This window comes from Janthinobacterium sp. NKUCC06_STL (assembly GCF_019345455.1).
Taxonomy (GTDB): domain Bacteria; phylum Pseudomonadota; class Gammaproteobacteria; order Burkholderiales; family Burkholderiaceae_D; genus Janthinobacterium; species Janthinobacterium rivuli.
In genome coordinates this window covers 694,153-717,118 of sequence record NZ_JAHKQY010000001.1, presented here as the reverse complement: position 1 = coordinate 717,118, position 22,966 = coordinate 694,153, and the positions used below count along the sequence as shown (strand labels likewise).

Below are 22,966 nucleotides of genomic sequence, written 5' to 3'. Positions count from 1 at the left end.
TTTTTTGTTGTGCCATGGAAGTAGTAGGGTGCGGGGCCAGCATGGCGCGGCGCGGCGCTTTACGTATTGATGCCAAGCAAGATGACGACATTCAGATTGTCGTGCGCAAGATAGTGCTGTATTTTAGCAATTCCTTAATTGCCCGTTCCCCATGCCATGAGTCAAAGCAGCCAGTTTTCCTTATTGTCGCAGCGCCGTTTCGGGCCCTTCTTCTGGACCCAGTTCTTTGGCGCCTTCAACGACAATCTGTTCAAGACGGCCCTGATGGTGATCCTCGCCTACGATGCGCTGAGCTGGACCACGCTCGACCCGTCCACCATCACCAACCTGATCCCCGGCCTGTTCATTTTGCCGTATGTCGTGTTTTCGGCCACGGCGGGCCAGCTGGCCGACAAGTTTGAAAAGGCGGGCCTGGCCCGCTTCGTGAAATGGATGGAACTGGCCATCATGGCCGTGGCCGCCGCTGGCTGGATGACGCATACCCTGTGGCTGCTGGTGGCCGCCGTGGTGGGCATGGGCGTGCATTCGACCCTGTTCGGCCCCGTCAAGTATGCCTACCTGCCGCAGCAGCTCAAACCCGAGGAATTGGTCGGTGGCAATGGCCTGATCGAGATGGGGACGTTTGTCGGCATTTTGTTGGGCGAAATCCTCGGCGCCGTGCTGATCGTGCACAAGCCGCTGGGCGTGGAGCTGGTGGCCGGCGCGACCATCGCCGTGGCCGTGTTCGGCCTGATCGCCAGCTACCGCGTGCCGCGCACGCCGGCGCCCGAGCCGGACTTGAAGGTGAGCCTGAATTTCGCCGCCGAATCGTTCCGCAACCTGAATTTTTCGCGCAAGAACCGTCCCGTCTTCCTGGCCATGCTGGGCAATTCCTGGTTCTGGTTTTACGGCGCCCTGATCCTGGCCCAGTTCCCCGTGTATTCGAAGGATTTCCTGCATGGCGACCATAGCGTGTTCGTGCTGCTGCTGACCGTGTTTTCCGTCGGCATCGGCACGGGTTCGCTGCTGTGCGAGCGCCTGTCGGGCCACAAGATCGAAATCGGCCTGGTGCCGTTCGGCTCCATCGGCCTGTCGCTGTTCGGCATCGACCTGTATTTCGCCAGCAATGCGTATGCGAATACGCAAGTGGTCGACGCGCTGGCGTTCGTCAGCCAGGCGGGCGTGCCGCGCATTCTGATCGACATCGTCATGATCGGCGTGTTCGGCGGCTTTTTCATCGTGCCCCTGTTCGCCCTGATCCAGACGCGCTGCGACCCGAAACACATTTCGCGCACGATCGCCGGCATGAATATCCTGAACGCGCTGTTCATGGTGGCGGCGGCCGGCGTGGCCATCGTGCTGCTGGGGCAAGGGTTTACGATTCCGCAGCTGTTCCTCGTCACGGCCATTTTGAATGCGCTGGTGGCCGCCTACATCTTCTCGCTGGTGCCGGAATTCCTCATGCGTTTCCTCGCGTGGATCTTGATCCAGACCGTGCACAGGGTCAAAGTCGTCGATGGCGAGCGCATCCCCACGGAAGGGGCGGCCGTGCTGGTGTGCAACCACGTCAGCTATGTGGACGCCATCGTCATCATGGCGGCCAGCCCCCGCCCCATCCGTTTCGTCATGGACCACCGCATCTTCAAAATGCCGCTGATGGGCTGGATATTCCGCACGGCCAAGGCGATTCCCATCGCGCCGGCCAAGGAAGATCCTTTCCTGATGGAAAAAGCGTTTATCGATATCGCGCAAGCGCTGCATGAGGGCGAACTCGTGTGCATCTTCCCGGAAGGCAAGCTGACGCGCACCGGCCAGATCAGCGAATTCAAGGGCGGCATTGCGAAGATAGTCGAGCGCAGCAAGGTACCCGTGATTCCGCTGGCGCTGCGCGGCTTGTGGGGGCATCTGTTGAGCCATCGCAATGGCCATTTGTTCGAGCGCGCCTTCAAGGCGGGCTTGCGCTCGCGTTTGTCGCTGGCCGTGGGCATGCCCGTGGCGCCCGAGGCCGCCACGCCAGAGTTGCTGCAACAGAAGGTGCAGGAATTGCGCGGCAAGTGGAAATAAGCGCTATTGCGTCTGCGTAGCTGTCCCTGCCTGCCGCGCGAGGTGTGTGCGGAGCAGGGCGGCAATGGCGTCGAAATCCACCGGTTTCGTCAGGTGGTGGTCGAAGCCCGCTTGCTCGGTCCGAGCGCGGGCTTCAACCTGGCCCCAGCCCGTCAGGGCGATCAGCAGTACGTCGCGCCCTTTCGCACGCTGGCGTATCTGGCGCGCCGCTTCATAACCATCCATGTCCGGCATGCCCAGGTCCATCACCACCAGTTGCGGCCACGCCATCTCGACGGCAGCCAGCGCCTGCACGCCGCCATACGCGACCTTGGCGGCATAGCCTTCGAGCTGGAACAGGCTTTGCAAGGAATCGGCCGCATCGAGGTTGTCGTCCACCACTAGTACTTGCACGGGCTCGCTTGCGCCGGTGGGGGACTCCTGAACGGCAGCCGGCGGCATGACGGCCGGGGCGTCGCCGGCGCTGGCCGGCAAGCTGACGATGAAGCGGCTGCCGCGGCCGGGGCCGTCGCTGTAGGCGTCGATGCTGCCGCCATGCATCTCGGCAAATTGACGCGCCAGGCTCAGGCCGATACCCAGGCCGCTGGCCATCTGGCCTTCCACCGTGCGCCCCTGTTCGAACATGGAAAAGATGCGCGCGATGGCATCCGGTTCGATGCCGATGCCATTGTCTTCGATCATCACCTGCAACAGGCCCTGTGCCAGGCGCACCATGATGTGGATGTGCCCGCCGTCCGGCGTAAACTTCACGGCATTCAACACGAGATTGGCAAAGATCTGCACCACCCTGGCATAGTCGGCGTGCAGCGTGATGGCCAGCGGCGGCAACGCCTGCGTGATGCTGATGTGCCGGCTGTCGGCGGCGGCCTGGCACAGTTCCATCACATGGTCGAGCACTTGTTGTAATTCAATATTCTCGCGCTGCAGCAATATCTTGCCGCTGGTGATGCGCGCCACGTTGAGCAAGTCATCCACTAGCCGCGTCAGGTGCGTCACCTGGCGCTCGATCACGCCGCTCACTTTGCCGATCTGCTCCGATGCCGGGTACAGATGCTTGAGCAGGGCCACGGAAGTCTTGATGGGCGCCAACGGATTGCGCAGTTCATGTCCGAGGCTGGCAAGAAATTCGTCTTTGCGCCGCTGCGTCTCGCGCACCTGGTACTGGCGCTGGCGCGCGCGCAGCATGGCATGGGCCGAGGTGATCAGTGTCAGTATGTGCACGGGGCGTTCCAGCAGGGTCAGGTTGCCCAGGGTGGCGACGGCTTGTTGCAAGGGCAGTGAATCGAGTCCCGCGTGCGTCAGCAGGAGGATGGGCAAATCGGACCAGTCCGGCTGCTGGCGGGCGTAGGCGTCGAGCACGGCGTAGACGCCTGCGTGCAAGGCCTCGTCCACCGTCAGCACGCCGCCGGCGCCCAGCGCCAGCTGCTCGGCCAGCTCGCCGGCGGAGCGGCAGGCGTGGCTGGCGATGGCTTGGCCGGCGAGTACCCTGGCGGCCAGGGCGGCGTCCTGGCCGCCAGGCGCGTAAATCAGGATGCGCTGCTCCATGGCAGTTCCTAGGGGAAGGGCGTGCCACCGATGGTGGGCAAGCCCGACAGGATGCCGTGAAAGCCGGCCAGGGCTGGGCCGATGCGGATGCCCTGCGGGCTGATCTCGAAGCGGCGGATGCTGCGCTCGTGCGCGCTGCCGCGCTTCTTGAACACGGAAATGGCTTGCCGCACCTCGCCTTCCGTTTCGTAATAACGCAGCATGATGACGCTGTCGGCCAGATAGCTGGCGTCGGCCGCCGTCGTCATCGAGGTGCCCAGCATGTTTTGCTGCACCCCGACGAGCAGGGTGGCCACGCCGCGCTGGCTCAGGTAATTGAGCAGTTCATGCAGATAGGTGCTCTGGAAGCGTTCATCGGGCACCGCATGCATGTAGCCGTTCAGGCTATCGATGACGATGACCCGCGCGCCCCTTTCTGCCGCGTCGACGACGGCCTGGGCGAATTCTCCCGGGGCCAGCTCGGCCGGATCGATTTGCTGTGCGCTCAGCAGGCCGGAGTCGAGCGCCGCCTGCAGGCGCATGCCGACGCCGTCGGCGCGGTTCAGCAGCTTGCTGCGCGCTTCCTCGAACAGGAACATGGCGCACGGTTCGCCGCGCGTTGTTGCCGCGTGCACGAATTGCGCCGCCAGGGTGGACTTGCCGCTGCCGGCCGGGCCGGAAATGAGCGTGCTCATGCCTTCTTCCAGGCCGCCGCCTGTCATGATGTCGAGTTCGGGTACGCCGCTCGACAGGCGCTGATGGCCGCCATCGCGGCGCGTGTCGGCCGCCACCAGGCGCGGATAGACGACCAGGCCGTCACGGGCGATCTTGTAGTCGTGCGTGCCGCTGCGAAACGGCACGCCCCGGTATTTCACCACCCGCACGCGGCGCCGGTCATTGCCATAGTCCTGGTTTTGCAGCTCCAGTGAAATGACGCAGTGGGCCACGCTACGCACTTGCAAGCCGTCGTCCAGCGCGGAACGGTCATCGATCAGCAGGGTGGTGCAGTGCCGGCTGGCCAGGTATTGTTTCAACGCCACCACCTGGCGCCGGTAGCGCAGCGGGTTTTCCGCCAGCAATTGCAGTTCGGACAGCGAATCGAGCACGAGGCGCGCAGGGCGATGCTTTTCGATGGCGGCCAGGATGCGCTGGTTGGTCGAGGCCAGTTCGATTTCAGACGGGTGGAAGATGGTGTACTGGCGCTCGGGGTCGAGGATGTCGTCGCTGGGCGCCACCTCTTCGATGGCGATGCCGGCCAGGTCCCATCCATGCGACAGGGCCGCGCCGCGCAGCTCGATCTCGGATTCCGCCAGGGCAATATACAGCACCGGCACGCCGTTGCGCGCCCCTTCGCCCAGAAATTGCAGCGCCAGGGTGGTCTTGCCCGTGCCGGGCACGCCTTCGACCAGGTACAGGCGTTCGGCCAGCAAGCCGCCATCGAGTATGGCGTCGAGGCCGGCGACGCCGGTCGACAGCAGTGGCGGCGCCTCCGTGCCGCGCGCCCCATCCTGCTGTCTTGTATGTCGCTCCTGTGCTGTCATCGTTGCGCCCCCGCTTGCCACGCTGTGGTCACGCGTTGGTCACGCGTTGGTCAATATACTAGCGCGTCCGCCGTGGCATGTCTTTTCGATACCATTGGTAAATATTTATGGTGGCCGGGCGTGTGCGCGCAGGGCAGTGTTGCGCGCGCGATCAGGGCTTCAGCAAAAAACGCATTACCCTGCTACAGTATTCATTCAATCCAACTTTCCGCATTGCCGTTTTGCCGCCGCCCGCCAGCTTTTTGTTCGAACTGGCTGACGTGCAGACGCTGTCGCTGTCTTCATTTTATTGCTTCATTGATAATTTAATTCGCTTGATAGTTACTATGTTTCAATTGTAACGATGCTTGACGATTTTAGAATGATCGTTCATTCTTTGATCTGCGTTAATAAATTTAGTCATTTCTAACGACACTAGCCAGCTTCTTTTTCAGAAAGTCCAAGATGCAACCAACCTTTTCCCTGACGTCGCCGCGTACGAGCGGCGCTATTGCCGTTCTGTGCGCCACTGTAATCATGGCCGGCTGCAGTAAAAAACAGGAAGCACCTCACGCGCAACAAGCGCCACAGGTGGTCGTGTTTACTGTTAATCCGGCCGCGTTGCCGATGAGCGCCGAACTGCCCGGCCGTACGAATGCCTACCAGGTCGCCGATGTGCGCCCGCAAGTCGGTGGCTTGATCCAGAAGCGCCTGTTCGTCGAAGGCAGCGATGTGAAAGCGGGCACGGCCCTGTATCAGATCGATTCCGCCACGTACCAGGCGGCCGCCAATTCGGCCAAGGCCGCGCTGTCGAAAGCCAAGGCCAACTTGCTGACGGCCGGCCCGAAAGCGTCGCGCTACAAGGAACTGGTTGCCATCGAAGGCGTGAGCCGCCAGGAATACGATGATGCCGTCGCCGCGTTCGAGCAAGCCAAGGCAGACGTCGAGTCCGCCACTGCGGCGCTGGAATCGGCAAACATCAACCTGCGCTACAGCACCGTGACGGCGCCGATCAGCGGCCGCACCAGTCGCTCGACCGTGACGGCCGGCGCGCTGGTCACGGCGGGCCAGGCGGAAGCCCTGACCACGGTGCAGCAACTCGATCCGATCTACGTCGACGTGACGCAGTCGAGCACGGACTTGCTGCGCCTGAAGCGCCAGATGGCCGACGGCTCGCTGAAAAAAGTCGGCGAAGGCCAGGCCAAGGTTGACTTGCTCCTGCCGGATGGCAGCAAGTACAGCGAATCGGGCAAGCTGCAGTTTTCTGGCGTGAGCGTCGATCCGACCACCGGCAACGTGGTCTTGCGCGCGCTGTTCCCGAACCCGAAAGGCGAATTGCTGCCAGGCATGTACGTACGTGCTCAGCTGGAAACGGGCGTCGATGAAAAAGCCATCACCGTGCCGCAAGTGGGCGTGACGCGCAACCAGAAGGGCCAGGCAACTGCCCTGATCCTGAACAAGGAAAACAAGGTCGAGCAACGCGTGCTGACTACCAGCGGCACCGTCGGCACCAACTGGCTGGTGACGTCCGGCCTGGCCGCAGGCGACCGCGTGATCGTGGAAGGCTTGCAAAAAGTCAAGCCAGGCGCACCCGCCGTTGCCGTGCCGGCCAAGGCCGACGCTGCTCCTGCCGCTGCCGCTTCTGCCGCAGCATCGGCTGCCAGCGCCCACTAATTCAGGAGAATATTAATGGCCCGTTTTTTCATTGACCGCCCGATTTTTGCCTGGGTGGTCGCGATCGTCATCATGCTTGCCGGCGTGATTTCGATCCTCAGCCTGCCGATCGCGCAGTACCCGAGCATTGCCCCGCCGTCGATTTCGATCAGCGGCTCCTACCCTGGCGCCTCCGCCAAGACCGTGGAAGACGCGGTCACCCAGGTCATCGAACAAAAGATGAAGGGCATCGACGGCTTGCGTTACATGTCCTCGTCGAGCGATGCGACTGGCGGCATCAGCATTACGCTGACGTTTACCAGCGGCACCAATCCCGATATCGCCCAGGTGCAGGTACAGAACAAGCTGCAGCTGGCCACGCCACTGCTGCCGACGGCTGTCACGCAACAGGGTCTCGTCGTCTCGAAAGCGACGAAGAACTTCCTGATGGTGTTCGGCTTCATTTCCGAAAACGGCAAGATGGACCAGACCGACTTGAGCGACTATGTGGCCGCCAACGTCGTCGATCCGCTCAGCCGCGTGCCGGGCGTGGGCGACGTGACCCTGTTCGGTTCGCAGTACGCGATGCGCATCTGGCTCAATCCGGCCAAGCTGCAAAGTTTCAACCTGACCCCGGCGGACGTGATCACGGCCGTGCAGGCGCAGAATGCGGAAGTGTCGGCCGGTGAGCTGGGCGGCACGCCGTCCATCAAGGGCCAGCAGCTGAACGCTACCGTGTCGGCGCAAAGCCGCTTGCAAACGGTGGAGCAGTTCGGTGCCATCTTGTTGAAAACCACGACCGACGGCGCCATGGTGCACCTGAAGGACGTGGCCAGCATGGAACTGGGCCGCGAGAACTACAACACCGTGGCCCGCTACAACGGCCATGCGGCAACCGGCGTGGCGATCAAGCTGGCGACGGGCGCCAACGCGCTCGATACGGCCAATGCGGCGAAAGCCATGCTGGGCAACCTGAGCAAGCAATTCCCTGAAGGCATGAGCTACCAGGTGGCGTTCGACACGACCCCGTTCGTGAAACTGTCGATCGAAGAAGTGGTCAAGACCCTGGTCGAAGCCGTCATCCTGGTGTTCCTGGTGATGTATCTGTTCCTGCAGAACTTCCGCGCCACCCTGATCCCGACCATGGCCGTGCCGGTCGTGCTGCTCGGTACCTTCGGCATCCTGAATGCGTTCGGCTATTCGATCAATACGCTGACCATGTTCGCCATGGTGCTGGCCATCGGTCTGCTGGTCGATGATGCCATCGTGGTGGTGGAAAACGTCGAGCGCGTGATGAGCGAAGAGGGCTTGTCGCCGCTGGAAGCGACGCGCAAGTCCATGACGCAGATCACGGGCGCGCTGGTCGGTATCGCCATGGTGCTGTCGGCCGTGTTCGTGCCGATGGCCTTCTTCGGCGGTTCGACGGGCGTGATTTACCGCCAGTTCTCGATCACGATCGTCTCGTCGATGGTGCTGTCCGTCATCGTCGCGCTGGTGTTTACGCCAGCCCTGTGCGCCACCTTGCTCAAACCGGTCGAAAAAGGCCATCACGCGACGAACAAGGGTTTCTTCGGCTGGTTCAACCGCAGTTTTGATAGCAGCAGCAACAAATACCAGGGCCTGGTCGGCAGCATGATCCGCCACCGCGCCCGTTCGATGCTGTTGTACGTGTTGTTGCTGGCTGGCCTGGTGTTCGTCTTCATGCGCCTGCCAACCTCCTTCCTGCCGGAAGAAGACCAGGGCATCCTGTTTACGCAGATTCAATTGCCGACGGGCGCCACGCAAGAGCGCACCCTGAAAGTGATCGAACAGGTCGAAGACCACTTCATGAACAGCGAGAAAGACAACGTCGCTTCCGTGTTTGCCGTCGCCGGTTTCAGCTTCGGCGGTAACGGCCAGAATACGGGTATCGCCTTCGTGCGCCTGAAAGACTGGTCGCTGCGCAAGGACGTGGCGCAAAAAGCGCCGGCCGTGGCCGGTCGCGCCATGGGCAAGTTGTTGCAGATCAAGGATGCGATGGTGTTTACGTTTGCACCGCCTGCCGTGCTGGAACTGGGTAACGCCACCGGTTTCGACATGCAGCTGCAGGATATCGGCGGTGTCGGCCATGACGCCCTGATGGCGGCGCGTAACCAGTTGCTGGGCATGGCGTCGCAGAATCCGGCCATGGTCGGTGTGCGCCCGAACGGCCAGGAAGATACGCCGCAGTACAAGATCGACATCGACCAGCAAAAAGCGACCGCGCTGGGCTTGCAGATCTCGGAAATCAACCGCGTGCTGAGCGTCGGCTGGGGTAGTTCGTATGTGAACGACTTCCTCGACCGTGGCCGCGTGAAAAAAGTGTTCATCCAGGGCGATGCCAGTTCGCGCATGCTGCCGGAAGACTTGAACAAGTGGTTCGTGCGCAATACCGCTGGCCAGATGGTGCCGTTCTCGGCCTTCGCCACCGGCAAGTGGATTTACGCCTCGCCACGCCTGGAACGCTACAACGGCTTGCCGTCGGTGGAGATCCTGGGTACGCCGGCGCCGGGCCAGAGCACGGGCGCCGCCATGAACGCGATGGAAGAAATGGTCGCCAAGCTGCCGCCTGGCATCGGCTTCAGCTGGACCGGCGTATCGCTGGAAGAGCGCGAATCCGGTTCGCAGACGCCGCAGCTGTACGCGCTGTCGCTGCTGATCGTGTTCCTGTGCCTGGCTGCGCTGTATGAAAGCTGGTCGATTCCGTTCTCCGTGCTGCTGGTGGTACCGCTGGGCGTGATCGGCGCCGTGCTCGGTACGTGGATGTTCGGCTTGTCGAACGACGTGTACTTCCAGGTGGGCTTGCTCACGGTGGTGGGCCTGTCGGCGAAGAATGCGATTCTGATCGTCGAATTCGCCAAGGAAATGCAGGAATCGGGCATGTCGCTGCTGGACGCGACCTTGCATGCGGTGCGTCTGCGTCTGCGTCCGATCCTGATGACCTCGATTGCCTTCGGCCTCGGCGTGTTGCCACTCGCCATTTCCAGCGGCGCCGGTTCCGGCAGCCAGAACGCCATCGGTATTGGCGTGCTGGGCGGCATGTTGACGGCCACGTTCCTCGGTATCTTCTTCGTGCCGGTGTTCTTCGTGCTGGTGCGCGGCTTCTTCTCGAAGCCGGACGCGCCCGCCACGCCGGCGACGCCTGGTTCGCCAGCCGTCACGCTTTCTAAGGATGCGCATTAATATGAAAAAAACGCTACTCTCCATGGCGGCACTGGCCTTGCTGGCCGGTTGCAGCCTGGCTCCCACGTACGAGCGTCCGGCAGCGCCGGCGCCCACGGCGTGGCCGACCGGTCCTTCCTACAAGGCCGACACGGCCGCCGCCGACGCCAAGCCGGTGGCGGACATCGCCTGGCGCGAGTTCTTTGCCGATGCGCGTTTGCGCCAGGTACTGGAACTGGCGCTGGCCAACAACCGCGACCTGCGCGTCTCGATCCTGAACATCGAGAAGGCGCGCGCCACCTACGGCATCGAACGCGCCGCGCTGATCCCGACCCTGTCGGCGTCCGGTGGCCAGTCGGCCACGCGCATCTCGAAAAACCAGAGCGCCACGGGCGAAGCGTCCATCAATCGCCAGTACACGGCGAACCTGGGCGTGTCGGCCTACGAGCTGGATTTCTTCGGCCGCGTGCGCAGCCTGTCCGACAGCGCTCTGGAGCAATACCTGGGGACGGAAGAAGCACGCCGTGCACAGCAGATCAGCCTGGTGGCCGAAGTGGCCAGCACCTATCTGAACCTGGTGGCCGACCAGCAGCGCCTGCGCGTGGCGCAAGATACCTTGAAGAGCCAGCAGTCGTCGTATGACCTGGCCGTGCGCCGCTTCAGTGCCGGTGCCACCTCGGGCCTGGACAAGTACGATGCCCAGACCAGCGTCGAGTCGGCCCGTTCCGACGTGGCCGTCTACACGAGCCAGGTTGCGCTGGATCAAAACGCGCTGGTCCTGCTGGTGGGCGGCCCTGTGCCGGCCGACCTGCTGCCGCCAGCCGAGTTCGGCGCCGTGACGGCCCTGGCGGACATTCCGTCCGGCGTGCCGTCGGATGTGCTACAACGCCGTCCCGACGTGCTGGCGGCCGAGCGCACCTTGCGCGCGGCCAATGCCAACATCGGCGCGGCGCGCGCGGCCTTCTTCCCGCGCATTTCGCTGACGGCGACGGCGGGTTCGGTCAGCGACAACCTGTCCGGCCTGTTCAAGGCGGGCAGCGGCACGTGGAGTTTCTTGCCGCAGATCAGCTTGCCGATCTTCGATGGCGGCGTGAACCGCGCCAACCTCGATATCGCCAAGGTGCAGCGTGAAATCTCCGTGGCGCAATACGAAAAGGCGATCCAGATCGCCTTCCGTGAAGTGTCCGATGCGCTGGCCCAGCGCGGCACCATCGACGAGCGCCTGCAATCGCAGGTCTCGCTGGTCGAGGCGTCGACGAAGAGCTACACCATCCATGACGCGCGTTACAAGCAGGGCGCCGAGTCCTACCTGAACGCCCTGGTGGCCCAGCGCGCGCTGTACACGGCGCAGCAAAGCCTGATCACGGCGCGCCTGGCCAAGTCGACCAACCTGGTGACCTTGTACAAGGTGCTGGGCGGCGGTTGGCAGCCTGAGCAGACAGCCGTCGCGGCGGCTGGCGGCGCCCAATAATCACGGGGACGCCGACGCCGGCCTTGCCCTTGTCCGCAAGGGCAGGGCCGGCGCGCTACTGGAAAATCATGAACCAAGTTGAAAAGAAGCATCCGGATCCCGAGCGCGCCAACACGCGGCGCAAGCAGGTGCTCGATGCGGCCGAAAGCTGTTTCAGCCGCCGCGGCTTCCACGGCGCCAGCATGGCCGAGATCTCGAAGGCGGCCGGCATGAGCGCGGGCCATATCTATAATTATTTTGACAGCAAGGATGCGATCATCGCCGCCTTCGTCCTGAAGAATATGGAGCGTGTCACCAACCTGATGCAGGATCTTGCGCAGCGCGAAGATCCGCTACAGGCCGTGATCGACAATGCTGGCGAGCATGTGCTGGAGAGTCTGGACCCGAAAACGTGGGTGATGCCGCTGGAGATTTTTGCCGAAGCATCGCGCAATCCCGTGATTGCTGAAATGTTGCATTGCGCGGACGTGCGCTCGCGCAAGCTGTTTCTCTCCATCATCCGGGATGCGCGCATCAAGCGCGGCTTGCCGGCTGACGAAGAGATGCTGGAAGGGCGGCTCAATACCATGATCGCCATGTACCAGGGCTTGCCCGTGCGGGCGGTGCACAATCCCGACATGAAGGTCGAACCCCTGATCGCCGGTTTCCGCATCGTCCTGACGGCGTTGCTGCTGAACGAATAGGGCGCCTGGACGGGCCATGCAAAAAAGTTTGCGCAGTTCGATATGAATCATGCGCAAAGCATGGCAAAAACCTAAAAGCCTCTGCTATAATTCCCACCTCGTCGGGGCGTAGCGCAGCCTGGTAGCGTACATGCATGGGGTGCATGGGGTCGGAAGTTCGAATCTTCTCGCCCCGACCATTAGATTCAAGGACTTACGGCGCAAGCTGTATGAAACCCGGTACCGTATATTGGACATTGGTCTGGTATCGGTGCCGGGTTTTTCCGTTTATGGGACGTATGATTTGCTCATTGCTTCAAGTCAATGACTACTACCCGCAGCCATTAGTTGTTAAGAGGTTTATTTTTCTGTAACCCTTTTACCTAGAATTGTATCCATGACGATTTTTTACCACGATGTTGATCCTTTAGCATTTCAGTACCAAGTACTTGGTGTGGCTAAGGAAATGAAATTTCGCCTCACAGAATTGATTGAAGCCAGTAGCCGTGAGATTGCGCTCTATCAGTTAGCGATGGAGAGTGGGCGTCCTAGTGAGGAAGCTAATGAACCAAGAGAAAATGTTTTCGCTTACCGATTCGGCTCATTGATCGCATTATTGCAAACATTTCGTGACGCGCTAATTGGAGCGCTGGGAAAGACAGCCGATATTAGTTCACTCGAAATTGATGTTCCACATGCAGAGCTATTTCGGAATTTGCGTAACGCCCTTGTCCACGACGGTTATCAACCTCTCAACCTTTGGGTAGAAGGTCGCTACTATTTCCCGGTAAATATAAGGCGCACGGGAATGGGGGGGAAGGTAGTGCTGATTGACGCACCCGCGGAAGACATAGAGACGTTGGCTCTGCAGTATGTAAGTGGATATGGCTTGCGTCTTGCGATTCTGCTTGAAACACTGCCGCCACAGCAAAGACTGCAGGGGCCTCAGCGAGACTATGATTGGTTCCAAGCGGCCAGTAAACATCCAGCGGTAGAAAAAATGAAAATTATGATGGAGCTACCGAGCCGGGACAAGTGGCCCGTCCCTCCAACGGATGAGCGCCATCCGATTGATGTAGCGGCAAGTCAGCTTCGCGAGCTTATTAAAACTTGCGAAACTCGACTATCTACGCTTGATTTGCTACGAACCTATCCGTTCCCTTAAAGGCGTGCCGATTTTATCTGAATGAGTTAGCCGTTGTTCAGTTTCACAGAGTATCATTTGTTATTGAGAGTTCCGAATGACGTAAGCTGAAAGGCAAATGTTATGAGTCGGAGCGATGTTGCACGCTTGACAGTGTATGTCTCCTTCGGGCGGAAGTAGCCATTCAACATTCACTGCGGATGGCGGCTATTTGCGAAACTTGGCCCTTACTTAAGCCATGGTAGTGCCATAGGAATCTCGGAAACATCCGCAATCACTTCTTTGATGTAAATATCCGTGGTCTTGCCTGACGTGTCCACCAGGCGCTTTTGAATGTCGCTGCGGTTCTCGACGCGCCGTGCCGCATCGATGGCCGCCAGGGCCTGGATATCGCGAAATACCACATCATCCCTTATACCATGCGCTCCTTTGCGCGATCCCACATAGAACTGAGGCCGGAGCGGGTGTAGGCGCCGCCTTTTTACATCGGGAACACGAATTGGCTGATTAGCCCATACTCGATTTTCTGTCCACGGGCGCGGGCGATCACTTCGGCAATCTCAGGCGTGACGACGATATCTACAGCATTGCCGCTGGTTTTTGTGTCTTGCTTAGCTTGATCCTGATCCACCCATCCTCAATCTGTGATTTTTTTAGCATGCGGATATCGATGCCATGCGTCCACAGTAGGTAGGACATATCGATGATGCAGGCGAACATCGGGCCGCTGAATTCGGGTGCGTCAAATTCCTGCGAGTACAGGGCCGATACGATGATGCCGCGCGTCAGGTCGCCGCCGGGGGAAAGACGATCACCTGTTCGCCGACTGTGGGGCCGACTAGGTACGGGGGCTGCCGGCGGGTCGTGTGGCCATTTCAGGCATTCGGTGATGAGTGTCGGCCCTAGCCGCACGCGCGCCTTGATCCCTTTGACATCGGCGATTGTGCCCAGGCGAATCAGGTTTTGCAGCAAGCGGGAGAGGTCAAACAGGTTGGCGTTCATGCCGTGCATGTTGCCGAAGTCCGCGTGCGGATGCACGCGGGGGCAGGTTGATAAGCGGCTTAACGACTATGGCAGCCAGTAAGGCGTAAGCTTATATTTCGCAAATAGGGGGCGATGTGGCGGGTGTCCGCTTTCACCTGACCTATGATGGCTTTCGCATAAAAAACTCCGCAAGTTTCTCAACCGTTGGAATTTTATCTAAAACCTTATCTGTTATGGATTTAATAATTTCGCTATTCAAAGCATCAGATGTTGGACTAATGGAATTCTTCTTATCGTACAGTCGAATAGGGTTTTGGCCAAAATTTTCAATCGAGATGGATAGTAGCTGGCTAAGTAGTTCTCTATCAATATTAGACGTTTCGGTCTTGAATCCCTCAAAAGATAAAGCTGTAGCCTCCTTAAAGGCGTAATCTTCCCGCACCTTTTCTATATAGGAGTACCTTGATCCACTAAAATAGCCTAACCAGATTAAAGGAATAGTCATTGGTAGTTCAATCAGAAGGTGCTCATAAAGATTAGCTCCATTCCTTCCAATCAAATTGGGGAAAATTACAAAACCGCCAAGACTGCACAAGCCTGCAATAGCTGCGAGAAAAATTCCGCCCCAGATATATAAAGGCATATCAAGGTCTTTTCGGCGATTCTCAAATGCTTTCGCAAGACCAACTCGATTTGCGGCGGCCAAGGTGTTTTCGATCAGCGTCGCTTGCTCGATAGAATTTTTTGCTGCACTTCCTAATTCATCATGAAGCCTATCCAAGTCTTCGCGCTTCTTATCGAGATGACCTATCGATTCGGTGATTGCACCAAGCGATACATTGGTTTTAATAGTAAGGTCATTCAAGTCACTTGAGGTAGATGCAATTTTTCCGGCCAAAACCTCCGTTTCATCTCTTCGTAGCCTGACTGTTTCGACCGACCGCTCAAGTGTTGTTGCTAGCTCTAAGCTGCGATTCCTCATGTCTGTTAGCTCTTTGTGTAGTGTGTCGACTTGGTTTTTCTCAGTTTTTAGCGTTATTGCCTGGTCGTAAAGAACTTTTACAGCGAGCCGCTCCTCATCACTAACCTTTTTCGTTACTGAAAACATATTTCGTTGTATTAAAGTGCTCCGCCAACTCTGTAATGTTGAAACAATAGGAGGAATGTGTCCGGCGGCATTTCCAGGAATGTTTGCGAACCATGAAATAAAATTCGGTAAATTACCTTCGACATTTATTTCATTATAAATATATTGGCGGTCAAAGTTGTCGAAAACTTTCCCAAATAAATTATCTTCTTGGAGGAATGCTATCTGTTCCTCCAAGTATTTAGTGATGTCAATTTTTTTAACGTGCGGCAGACCGAAAGGTGTAAAGTCCTCAGGTATATTGTTGCTATTGGCAGCCCATTGGTATTGAATTTGTTGAAAAATACTGATCGCTTTTTGCATATTATTTTAAATTTAAAGTGGTTGAGATGATGATTGTGGAATTGCATTTTATTGTGATCTATTAAATACTGATATAGTTGCAGATCCTCACTAAATCTCTTGATTTTAACGTCTACTACCAGCCTTTAGCGCTAGCTAATTTAATTAGAGGCTAGGGATGAAGAGACGCAAAATCGGTAAATCGAGTTATTTAAGTACGAAATTTCGCTCCATGACAGTTCAGAAACAGCGGTAATCGACCCGAATTATCATTCGGGAAGCCTTTTTGACTACATTTGATACAGAGGTGCACACCGATTTCTGGTTTCTTTCTGTTGCTGGACATAAATTCCAAATTTGTAAGAGTGCAGTCCTTTACGGATAAACCTAGGCGGGCTATTGCCTTAGGTTCTTTGTTCACGGTCTGCTTTTGGCTGCCGATTGAAAGCTACCGGGCGAAGGCTTGGTGATTTTTTATCTCTTGCGATTAATTGTTTTTTTCTGCTTCATAGGCAACGGAACGTAATCTCTGTTTTTGGAAAATCCCCTAGGATGAACGGCGGTTCAGAATCTTTTGGCATAATTATTTGGGCGGTCTTACCTTTGCTATTGCAGAACTGACCCGCTTCGCCAATCGCCTCTGCCTTGAGTGACCCCATGCCAGAGAATCCGGTAGCGGCTTGCTTCAATACAAAATAAGTGGCTGGCCCCATGGAAAAAATGCCAGAATTATTCGCGCAGCCAGACAATACGATCATGCCAAGCATCACTAAATTTTTTCACTTATTTACCCTCATTTTAACAATCGTTTTTTTCCCGAACTGCCATTCGACTACTAGTAATCCAGAAAATTTTAGTTGAATGTCGGCTATTAGTTGGCATTATGCGACTCTAACTCACTTGATAACTAATGTCAGTTGAAGTTTGCATTGATGCGTCTTAGTTTTTTTCGATGTGACGCAGCAAGGATTCGCGTATCGACGTCCGACCCATTCCACTCAAGCTCAGCAGCGGCTGCTCCGGATACTTGTCTGCCGGCCTTTTTTTCACGCGGTCTGGCTTGCCAAATTGATGCACATCCGCCACGCGTGCCACCCAGCCAAAGAACCCGACCTCGATCTAGTCGCCAGTGGCCTTCACTTTCAGGTGTCTGGCAGTGCGAATCTTGGCGAAACATGGCCGCCTTCTGTCGTTTGATGCGCCCTTTCTTCCCCCTTGAGTTCTTTACGTTTCTTGCGTGCCGCATAAGGAAGATGGCGGCAGCCATACGAGCCAGGGAAATATCGACACGGTGCGCACCACCGCACCGCTCCCCCCAACCCTCACATTCATAAAAAAGCTTGACCTTCCAAGTGTGTCAGGTCGGATAAAGGTCATGGGAGTTGTTTCAGCTCAACAAAACCATGTCGACTCCAGTCGCGAAAGGCACAATGATGAAAGTCACACCAATAATCCTGATCCCCGCGGTGCTGGTCACCGCGCTTGCCGTCAGCGGATGCAAGCAGACGGCATCGCCTGCCGCTGCGGCCAAGCCGCCCGGCGTTCCCGTTGCCGAAGTGGTCGTTCGCCAGGCAACACCGTACGTCGAGTTCAACGGCTCGCTGACCGCCGTCAAGCGGGTTGAGCTGCGCCCGCAGGTGGCTGGCTACCTGCAGGACGTGAGCGTGCCGGAAGGGCGCTTTGTCGAGAAGGGCAGCAAGCTCTTTGTGATCGATCCGCGCGTGTTCCAGGCGGCGGTGCATGCCGCCACGGCGCGCCTGCGCGAGGCTGAGGCGGCATCGATGCTGGCGCAGACCGAGCATGAACGGGCCGAACAGCTGTTCGCCACGAAGATTGTCGCGCGCGACCGTCTCGACGTGGCGACGGCGGCGCTGCATGCGGGCAAGGCACAGGTCGACGCCGCCAGGGCCGCGCTCGACGCCGCGCAGCTGGAACTCGGTTTCACGCGCGTCACGGCACCGATCAGCGGAAGAGTCGGCCAAGTTCTCGTCACCGAGGGCAACTACGTCGCCAGCGGCGTGACACCCCTGACGACGATCGTTTCCGTCGATCCCCTGCACGTGTATTTCGATGTCGATGAACGCACCTATTTGCGCTCGCTCGCCGCCGGCCGCGCCAGCGCCACTGCGCGTGGGGCGCAGGCCGCCAAGGTGATGGTGGCGCTGGCCACGGACAAGACATATCTACGTCCCGGCCGTGTCGATTTCCTGGCCAACGCCGCCGATCGCGGGACGGGTACGGTGCGCGTCCGCGCTGTGGTCGACAATCCCGATGGAAAACTGACGCCCGGCCTGTTTGCCAAGGTCAGGCTGGAGACGGGGGCACAGCAAGCCAGGGTGCTGGTGTCCGATCAATCGATAGGCACGGACCAGGGGCGCCGCTATGTGCTGGTGGTCGGCAAAGGCGACAAGACGGAGTTCCGTCCCGTCGAGCTTGGCCCGATGGTCGACGGTTTGCGCGTGATCGAGCAGGGGCTGCAGCCCGGCGAGCGCATCGTCGTCAAGGGCCTCGTGCGCCCTGGCATGCAGGTGACGCCGCAGCCGGCCGGCATCGACGGCACGCCCATTGCCGTGCCGAAAACGTCGGGAGCCGCGTAATGTCCTTCCCACGTTTCTTCATCGATCGCCCGATCTTTGCCATCGTCCTTTCGGTCCTGATGGTGCTCGCCGGCATCGTCGCTTTCTTCCAGATGCCGCTCAGCGAATATCCCGCCGTGACGCCGCCGACCGTGCAGGTCAGCGCCGCCTATCCTGGCGCCAATCCCAAGGTGATCGCCGAAACGGTGGCGGCGCCGCTTGAGCAGGCCATCACCGGGGTCGAGGGCATGCAGTACATGTCGTCGCAATCGGCAACCGACGGCCGCATGACCCTGACCGTCACTTTCGCGCAGGGAACGAATGCCGACATGGCGCAGATCCAGGTGCAGAACCGGGTCGCGCGCGCGCTGCCGCGTTTGCCTGAAGAAGTGCAGCGCCAGGGCGTCGTCACGCAGAAAACCTCGCCGGATATCCTGATGGTGGTGCACCTGCTGTCGGCCGACAAACGCTACGATCCGTTATACATTTCGAATTACGCCTACCTGCAGGTGCGCGACGAGCTGTCGCGCATCCCCGGCATCAGCGACGTCCTTGTCTGGGGCGCGGGCGAATACAGCATGCGGCTGTGGCTCGACCCGAACCTGATCGCCGCACGCGGCCTGACGGCCGGCGAAGTGATTGCCGCCGTGCGCGAACAGAACGTGCAGGTGGCCGCCGGTTCCGTCGGCCAGTCGCCCGATTCCAGCGCCGCCTTCCAGGTGACGGTCAACACGCTCGGACGCTTGACCGACGAGGAACAGTTCGGCGACATCATCATCCGCACGGGCGCCGAAGGCCAGGTGACGCGTTTGCGCGACGTGGCCCGCATCGAGATGGGCGCCGACGCCTATGCGTTGCGCAGCCTGCTCGACGGCGAGCCGGCCGTCGCCTTGCAAATCATTCAAAGCCCCGGCGCCAATGCGCTCGACGTTGCGCAGGCGGTGCGCGATACCATGCAGCGGCTGGAGGAAAATTTCCCGGCCGGACTGAGCTCGCGCATCGCCTATGACCCGACGGTGTTTGTGCGTGCCTCGCTGGAGTCGGTGGCGACGACCTTGCTCGAGGCGATCATTCTCGTCGTCATCGTGGTGGTGCTGTTCCTGCGCAACTGGCGCGCGTCGCTGATTCCCCTGATGGCGGTGCCGGTCTCGCTGATCGGCACCTTCGCCGTCATGCACCTGATGGGGTTTTCGCTCAACACCCTGTCCCTGTTTGGCCTGGTGCTGTCGATCGGTATCGTCGTCGATGACGCCATCGTGGTGGTCGAGAACGTCGAGCGCCACATCGAAAATGGTGAAGAACCCAGGCAAGCCGCAAGGCGCGCCATGGACGAGGTCACGGGCCCCATCATCGCGATCACCTCGGTGCTCGCCGCCGTGTTCATTCCGACCGCCTTCCTGAGCGGCTTGCAGGGCGAGTTCTACCGCCAGTTCGCGCTGACGATCGCCATCTCGACCATCCTGTCGGCCGTCAATTCGCTCACGCTCAGCCCGGCGCTTGCCGGCCTCCTGCTCAAGCCACGCAAGGCCAAGGCCGGGGCCGAGGTCGTGCATGATCCGCGCAGCCTGCGTGGCCGCGCCGAGCGCCTGTTGCAGATGCTGGGCCGGCCGTTCCAGCGCGCGCCGGATGCCTATGGCAACACGGTGCGCAAAGTCGTCAGGGTCAGCGGCGTGGCCTTGCTCGTGTACGGCGGCCTGCTCGCGCTGACCTTCTTTGGCTTCAAGGCCGTGCCGCCGGGCTTCGTGCCGATGCAGGACAAATACTATCTGGTGGCGATCGCCCAGCTGCCCAACTCGTCATCGCTGGACCGTACCGACGCGGTCGCCAAGCAGATGTCGAAGATTGCGCTGGCCGAACCTGGCGTTGAAAGCGTCGTTGCCTTCCCCGGCTTGTCGATCAACGGCTTCGTCAACGTGCCGAACGCGGCCGTCATGTTCGTCATGCTCGACCCGTTCAAGGACCGCACGACGCCCGACCTCACGGCGAGCGCGATCGCGGCGCGCCTGCAGGCGAAATTCGCCGGCATTCCCGACGGTTTCCTCGGCGTGTTCCCGCCGCCGCCGGTCCCCGGCCTTGGCGCGACGGGCGGCTTCAAGATGCTGGTCGAGGACCGCGGCAGCGCCGGGCTCGATGCCCTGGTGCAGCAGACGCATATCCTGATGACCAAGGCAAGCGAGTCGGGCCAGGTGGCCGGACTCATGACCAGCCTGGACGTCAATGCCCCGCAGCTTGAGGTCGCCATCGACCGTACCCAGGTCAAGAGCCAGGGCGTGCGACTGGCCGACGTGTTCGAGTCGCTGCAGATCTATCTCGGTTCCCTCTACGTCAATGACTTCAACCGCTTTGGCCGGACCTACAAGGTGACGGCCCAGGCCGATGCGGAGCATCGCATGCAGGCCGAGGCCATCGGCCGCTTGCAGGTGCGTAACGCGGCCGGCGACATGCTGCCCTTGTCGTCGTTTGTCACCGTCACGCCCAGTTCCGGTCCGGACCGCGTGGTTCACTACAATGGCTATCCCTCGGCCGACATCTCGGGCGGCGCGATGCCAGGCGTCAGTTCGGGGCAGGCCGTGGCGGTCATGGAACGCATTGCCAAAGAGGTGCTGCCTGAAGGCATGAGCTTTGAATGGACGGATATTACCTACCAGCAAAAGCTGGCCGGCGATTCGGCGCTGTTCATCTTCCCGCTGTGCGTGCTGCTCGCCTATCTCATTCTTGCCGCGCAGTACAACAGCTGGCTGCTGCCGCTGGCCGTCCTGCTGATCGTGCCGATGTGCTTGCTGAGCGCGATCATCGGCGTGTGGCTGGCGGGCGGCGACAACAACATCTTCGTGCAGATCGGACTCATCGTGCTGGTCGGATTGGCCGCCAAGAACGCCATCCTCATTGTCGAGTTCGCACGTAGCCAGGAAATGGAAGGGGCCAGCGCGCTCGATGCCGTCATCGAGGCTTGCCGGTTGCGGCTGCGGCCCATCCTGATGACCTCGCTTGCCTTCATCGCCGGCGTCGTGCCGCTGGTGTTCGCCAGTGGCGCCGGCTCCGAGATGCGCCAGGCCATGGGCATCGCGGTGTTCGCCGGCATGCTGGGCGTGACACTGTTCGGCTTGTTCCTCACGCCCGTGTTTTATGTGGTGATGCGCGCCCTGGCGGTCCGCTTCGAACGCCACACGCCAATTACCAAGACAAGCATGGACAGGAGCACGACATGAATAGCCCGTATCAAACAATTGTAGTTTCATTGAGTGGGCTCACCTTGCTGGCCGGCTGCGCGGTCGGCCCCGATTATGCGACGCCTTTGCCGCCGCCGCTGTCCGCATCGCAGTTTTCCGGCAGCTTGGGCCAGAGCCACGCCGGTCTCGTGCCGGGGGCGGTCGAGGTGGAGTGGTGGCGCAGCTTCGACGACCCGGTGCTCGTCACCCTGATCCAGCGGGCGCTGGCGGCAAACCATGACGTCGGCATCGCTGCCGCCCGGCTCGCGCAGGCAAAAGCCCTGCTGCGCGAAGACAGGCAAGGCTTCCTGCCGCAGGGTGGCGCCGCGCTCGGGTATGAGAAGCGCCGCCTGAGCAAGGCCGAAACGCTGCCCGGCCAGCCGCGCCACAGCGAAAGCTATCGCGGCGCCGTCGACGCTTCATGGGAAGTCGACCTGTTTGGCCGCGTGCGGCGCTCCGTGGAGGCGGGCCAGGCGCAGGCGGGCTCGCGCGAAGCCTTGCTGCGCGGCGTGCAGGCGGGCGTGGCCGCCACGGTGGCGGCTACCTGGTTCGAGCTGGGCGGCATCGAGGCTGAACTCGCTGTCGTTGCCAGCATCGTGCAAAGCCAGCGCGACAGCCTGGCTCTCGTTGAGCGCATGCTGAGCGCAGGCTCTGCCAGCGAGTTCGACCGCCTTCGCGCCGAGGCCTTGCTGCGCTCGGTGGAGGTGGCCGCGCCCGAGCTGGAGCGCCGCCGCGCGGCCTCTGTCAACGCGCTGGCGGTCCTGCTTGGTGAAGTGCCGCAGACGTTCAGCCTTCCCGCCGCCCCGCCTGCAGGTGACGCGCTGACGGTGCGGACGATTGCCGTGGGCGACCCTGCCGGGCTGCTCGCGCGGCGCGCCGATATTGCGGCAGCCGAGCGCAACCTGGCTGCCGCGACCGCCCGCATCGGGGTGGAGACGGCTGGCCTGTATCCCGACGTCCAGGTAACGGGGTCCATCGGACTCGTCGCGGGCAGCCTCGATGCCATGGGCGACGCTGGCATGCAGTCGAGCTTGCTCGGCCCCGTCATTCGCTGGAATCTGCTCGACACGGGGCGCGTGCGCGCCCGCATCGCCGCCAGCGAGGCGCGCACCCGGGAGGCCCTGCTTGTCTATGATCAGACCGTCCTGCGCGCACTGCAGGAAACGGACGATGCCTTCAAAGCCCATGGCACGGCAGGCAGCACGCTTGGCTTGCGGCTGCTGGAGGCGGCGGCAAATCGCGAGGCTGCGCATCTTGCCAGGCTACAGTTTTCCGCAGGCGCAGGCCTCTACCTGGAGGTGCTCGAAGCGGAGCGGGCCGACTTTGCCAGCCGGCGTGCGCTGGCCGTCGCGCGCACCAACCAGCGCCTTGCCGTTGTCAGCATCTACAAGGCGCTGGGCGGCGGCTGGGAGATCTGCGCGCAGGCAAGCTACGACTGTGATGGCGCCGGGTCGCTTCCGCGGACGACGCAACTCGCCGGCAGGCCGTGACCTGACTGCGTCCGAGCAGCATGCCGGGCCGACCCTGTTGATACACGGCGGCCCGGGTCTTGCGCCTTTTGCTTGACCATC

At 60.3% G+C, this 22,966-nt stretch carries 16 protein-coding genes and 1 tRNA gene; 10 read left to right on the top strand and 7 right to left on the bottom strand.

The genetic code is table 11. The features are described 5' to 3' along the window. Positions 1–156: 156 nt before the first annotated feature. Entirely contained in the window at positions 157–2,043 is a 1,887-nt protein-coding gene (locus tag KO539_RS03250; protein ID WP_219307306.1) for an MFS transporter, read from the top strand. Positions 2,044–2,046: 3 nt separating this feature from the next. On the opposite strand, the gene KO539_RS03245 is transcribed toward KO539_RS03250, so the two are convergent. After that, complete coding sequence (locus KO539_RS03245; protein ID WP_219307304.1) at positions 2,047–3,588, bottom strand: ATP-binding protein; 1,542 nt, start codon at positions 3,586–3,588, stop codon at positions 2,047–2,049. Positions 3,589–3,596: 8 nt separating this feature from the next. After that, the gene (locus KO539_RS03240) at positions 3,597–5,108 is read right to left on the bottom strand and encodes an ATPase domain-containing protein (RefSeq protein ID WP_219307302.1); all 1,512 of its coding nucleotides are present in this window, start codon (positions 5,106–5,108) and stop codon (positions 3,597–3,599) included. Between the two features lie 576 nt (positions 5,109–5,684). On the opposite strand from KO539_RS03240, the gene KO539_RS03235 reads away from it, so the two are divergent. From KO539_RS03235 to KO539_RS03210, 6 genes are all read left to right on the top strand, one after another. Further along, positions 5,685–6,761: an efflux RND transporter periplasmic adaptor subunit gene (locus KO539_RS03235; RefSeq protein ID WP_374106327.1), complete on the top strand. Its 1,077-nt coding sequence runs from the start codon at positions 5,685–5,687 to the stop codon at positions 6,759–6,761. 15 nt (positions 6,762–6,776) lie between these two features. Further along, complete coding sequence (locus KO539_RS03230; RefSeq protein ID WP_219307301.1) at positions 6,777–9,941, top strand: efflux RND transporter permease subunit; 3,165 nt, start codon at positions 6,777–6,779, stop codon at positions 9,939–9,941. 1 nt (position 9,942) lies between these two features. Continuing rightward, positions 9,943–11,391 (top strand): AdeC/AdeK/OprM family multidrug efflux complex outer membrane factor, encoded by a 1,449-nt coding sequence (gene adeC, locus KO539_RS03225; protein WP_219307300.1) that lies wholly within the window; start codon positions 9,943–9,945, stop codon positions 11,389–11,391. 68 nt (positions 11,392–11,459) lie between these two features. Beyond that, a complete protein-coding gene (locus KO539_RS03220) occupies positions 11,460–12,074 on the top strand; it encodes a TetR/AcrR family transcriptional regulator (RefSeq protein ID WP_035820927.1) in 615 nt (204 codons plus the stop codon). 102 nt (positions 12,075–12,176) lie between these two features. Beyond that, positions 12,177–12,253: transfer RNA gene (locus KO539_RS03215), tRNA-Pro, on the top strand. Between the two features lie 197 nt (positions 12,254–12,450). Beyond that, entirely contained in the window at positions 12,451–13,218 is a 768-nt protein-coding gene (locus KO539_RS03210; protein ID WP_219307299.1) for a hypothetical protein, read from the top strand. A gap of 206 nt (positions 13,219–13,424) precedes the next feature. On the opposite strand, the gene KO539_RS03205 is transcribed toward KO539_RS03210, so the two are convergent. From KO539_RS03205 to KO539_RS30685, 5 genes are all read right to left on the bottom strand, one after another. Next, on the bottom strand, positions 13,425–13,601 hold the full coding sequence (locus KO539_RS03205; RefSeq protein ID WP_219307298.1) for a hypothetical protein: 177 nt from the start codon (positions 13,599–13,601) through the stop codon (positions 13,425–13,427). Between the two features lie 175 nt (positions 13,602–13,776). Beyond that, on the bottom strand, positions 13,777–14,208 hold the full coding sequence (locus KO539_RS03200; RefSeq protein ID WP_219307297.1) for a hypothetical protein: 432 nt from the start codon (positions 14,206–14,208) through the stop codon (positions 13,777–13,779). Between the two features lie 133 nt (positions 14,209–14,341). Next, positions 14,342–15,631 (bottom strand): hypothetical protein, encoded by a 1,290-nt coding sequence (locus tag KO539_RS03195; RefSeq protein WP_219307296.1) that lies wholly within the window; start codon positions 15,629–15,631, stop codon positions 14,342–14,344. 485 nt (positions 15,632–16,116) lie between these two features. Further along, positions 16,117–16,377, bottom strand: a complete 261-nt coding sequence (locus tag KO539_RS03190; RefSeq protein WP_219307295.1) for a hypothetical protein — start codon at positions 16,375–16,377, stop codon at positions 16,117–16,119. A 172-nt stretch (positions 16,378–16,549) separates the two neighbouring features. Next, positions 16,550–16,705 (bottom strand): phage virion morphogenesis protein, encoded by a 156-nt coding sequence (locus tag KO539_RS30685; RefSeq protein ID WP_374106326.1) that lies wholly within the window; start codon positions 16,703–16,705, stop codon positions 16,550–16,552. 335 nt (positions 16,706–17,040) lie between these two features. Between KO539_RS30685 and KO539_RS03180 the strand changes: the two genes are divergently transcribed. From KO539_RS03180 to KO539_RS03170, 3 genes are read left to right on the top strand one after another with little or no spacing between them, the layout of a single operon-like run. Beyond that, complete coding sequence (locus KO539_RS03180) at positions 17,041–18,207, top strand: efflux RND transporter periplasmic adaptor subunit (RefSeq protein ID WP_307789000.1); 1,167 nt, start codon at positions 17,041–17,043, stop codon at positions 18,205–18,207. Beyond that, complete coding sequence (locus tag KO539_RS03175) at positions 18,207–21,395, top strand: efflux RND transporter permease subunit (RefSeq protein ID WP_219307292.1); 3,189 nt, start codon at positions 18,207–18,209, stop codon at positions 21,393–21,395. Before KO539_RS03180 ends, KO539_RS03175 begins: the two co-directional genes overlap by 1 nt. Beyond that, entirely contained in the window at positions 21,392–22,885 is a 1,494-nt protein-coding gene (locus KO539_RS03170) for an efflux transporter outer membrane subunit (RefSeq protein WP_219307290.1), read from the top strand. Before KO539_RS03175 ends, KO539_RS03170 begins: the two co-directional genes overlap by 4 nt. Positions 22,886–22,966 lie beyond the last annotated feature (81 nt).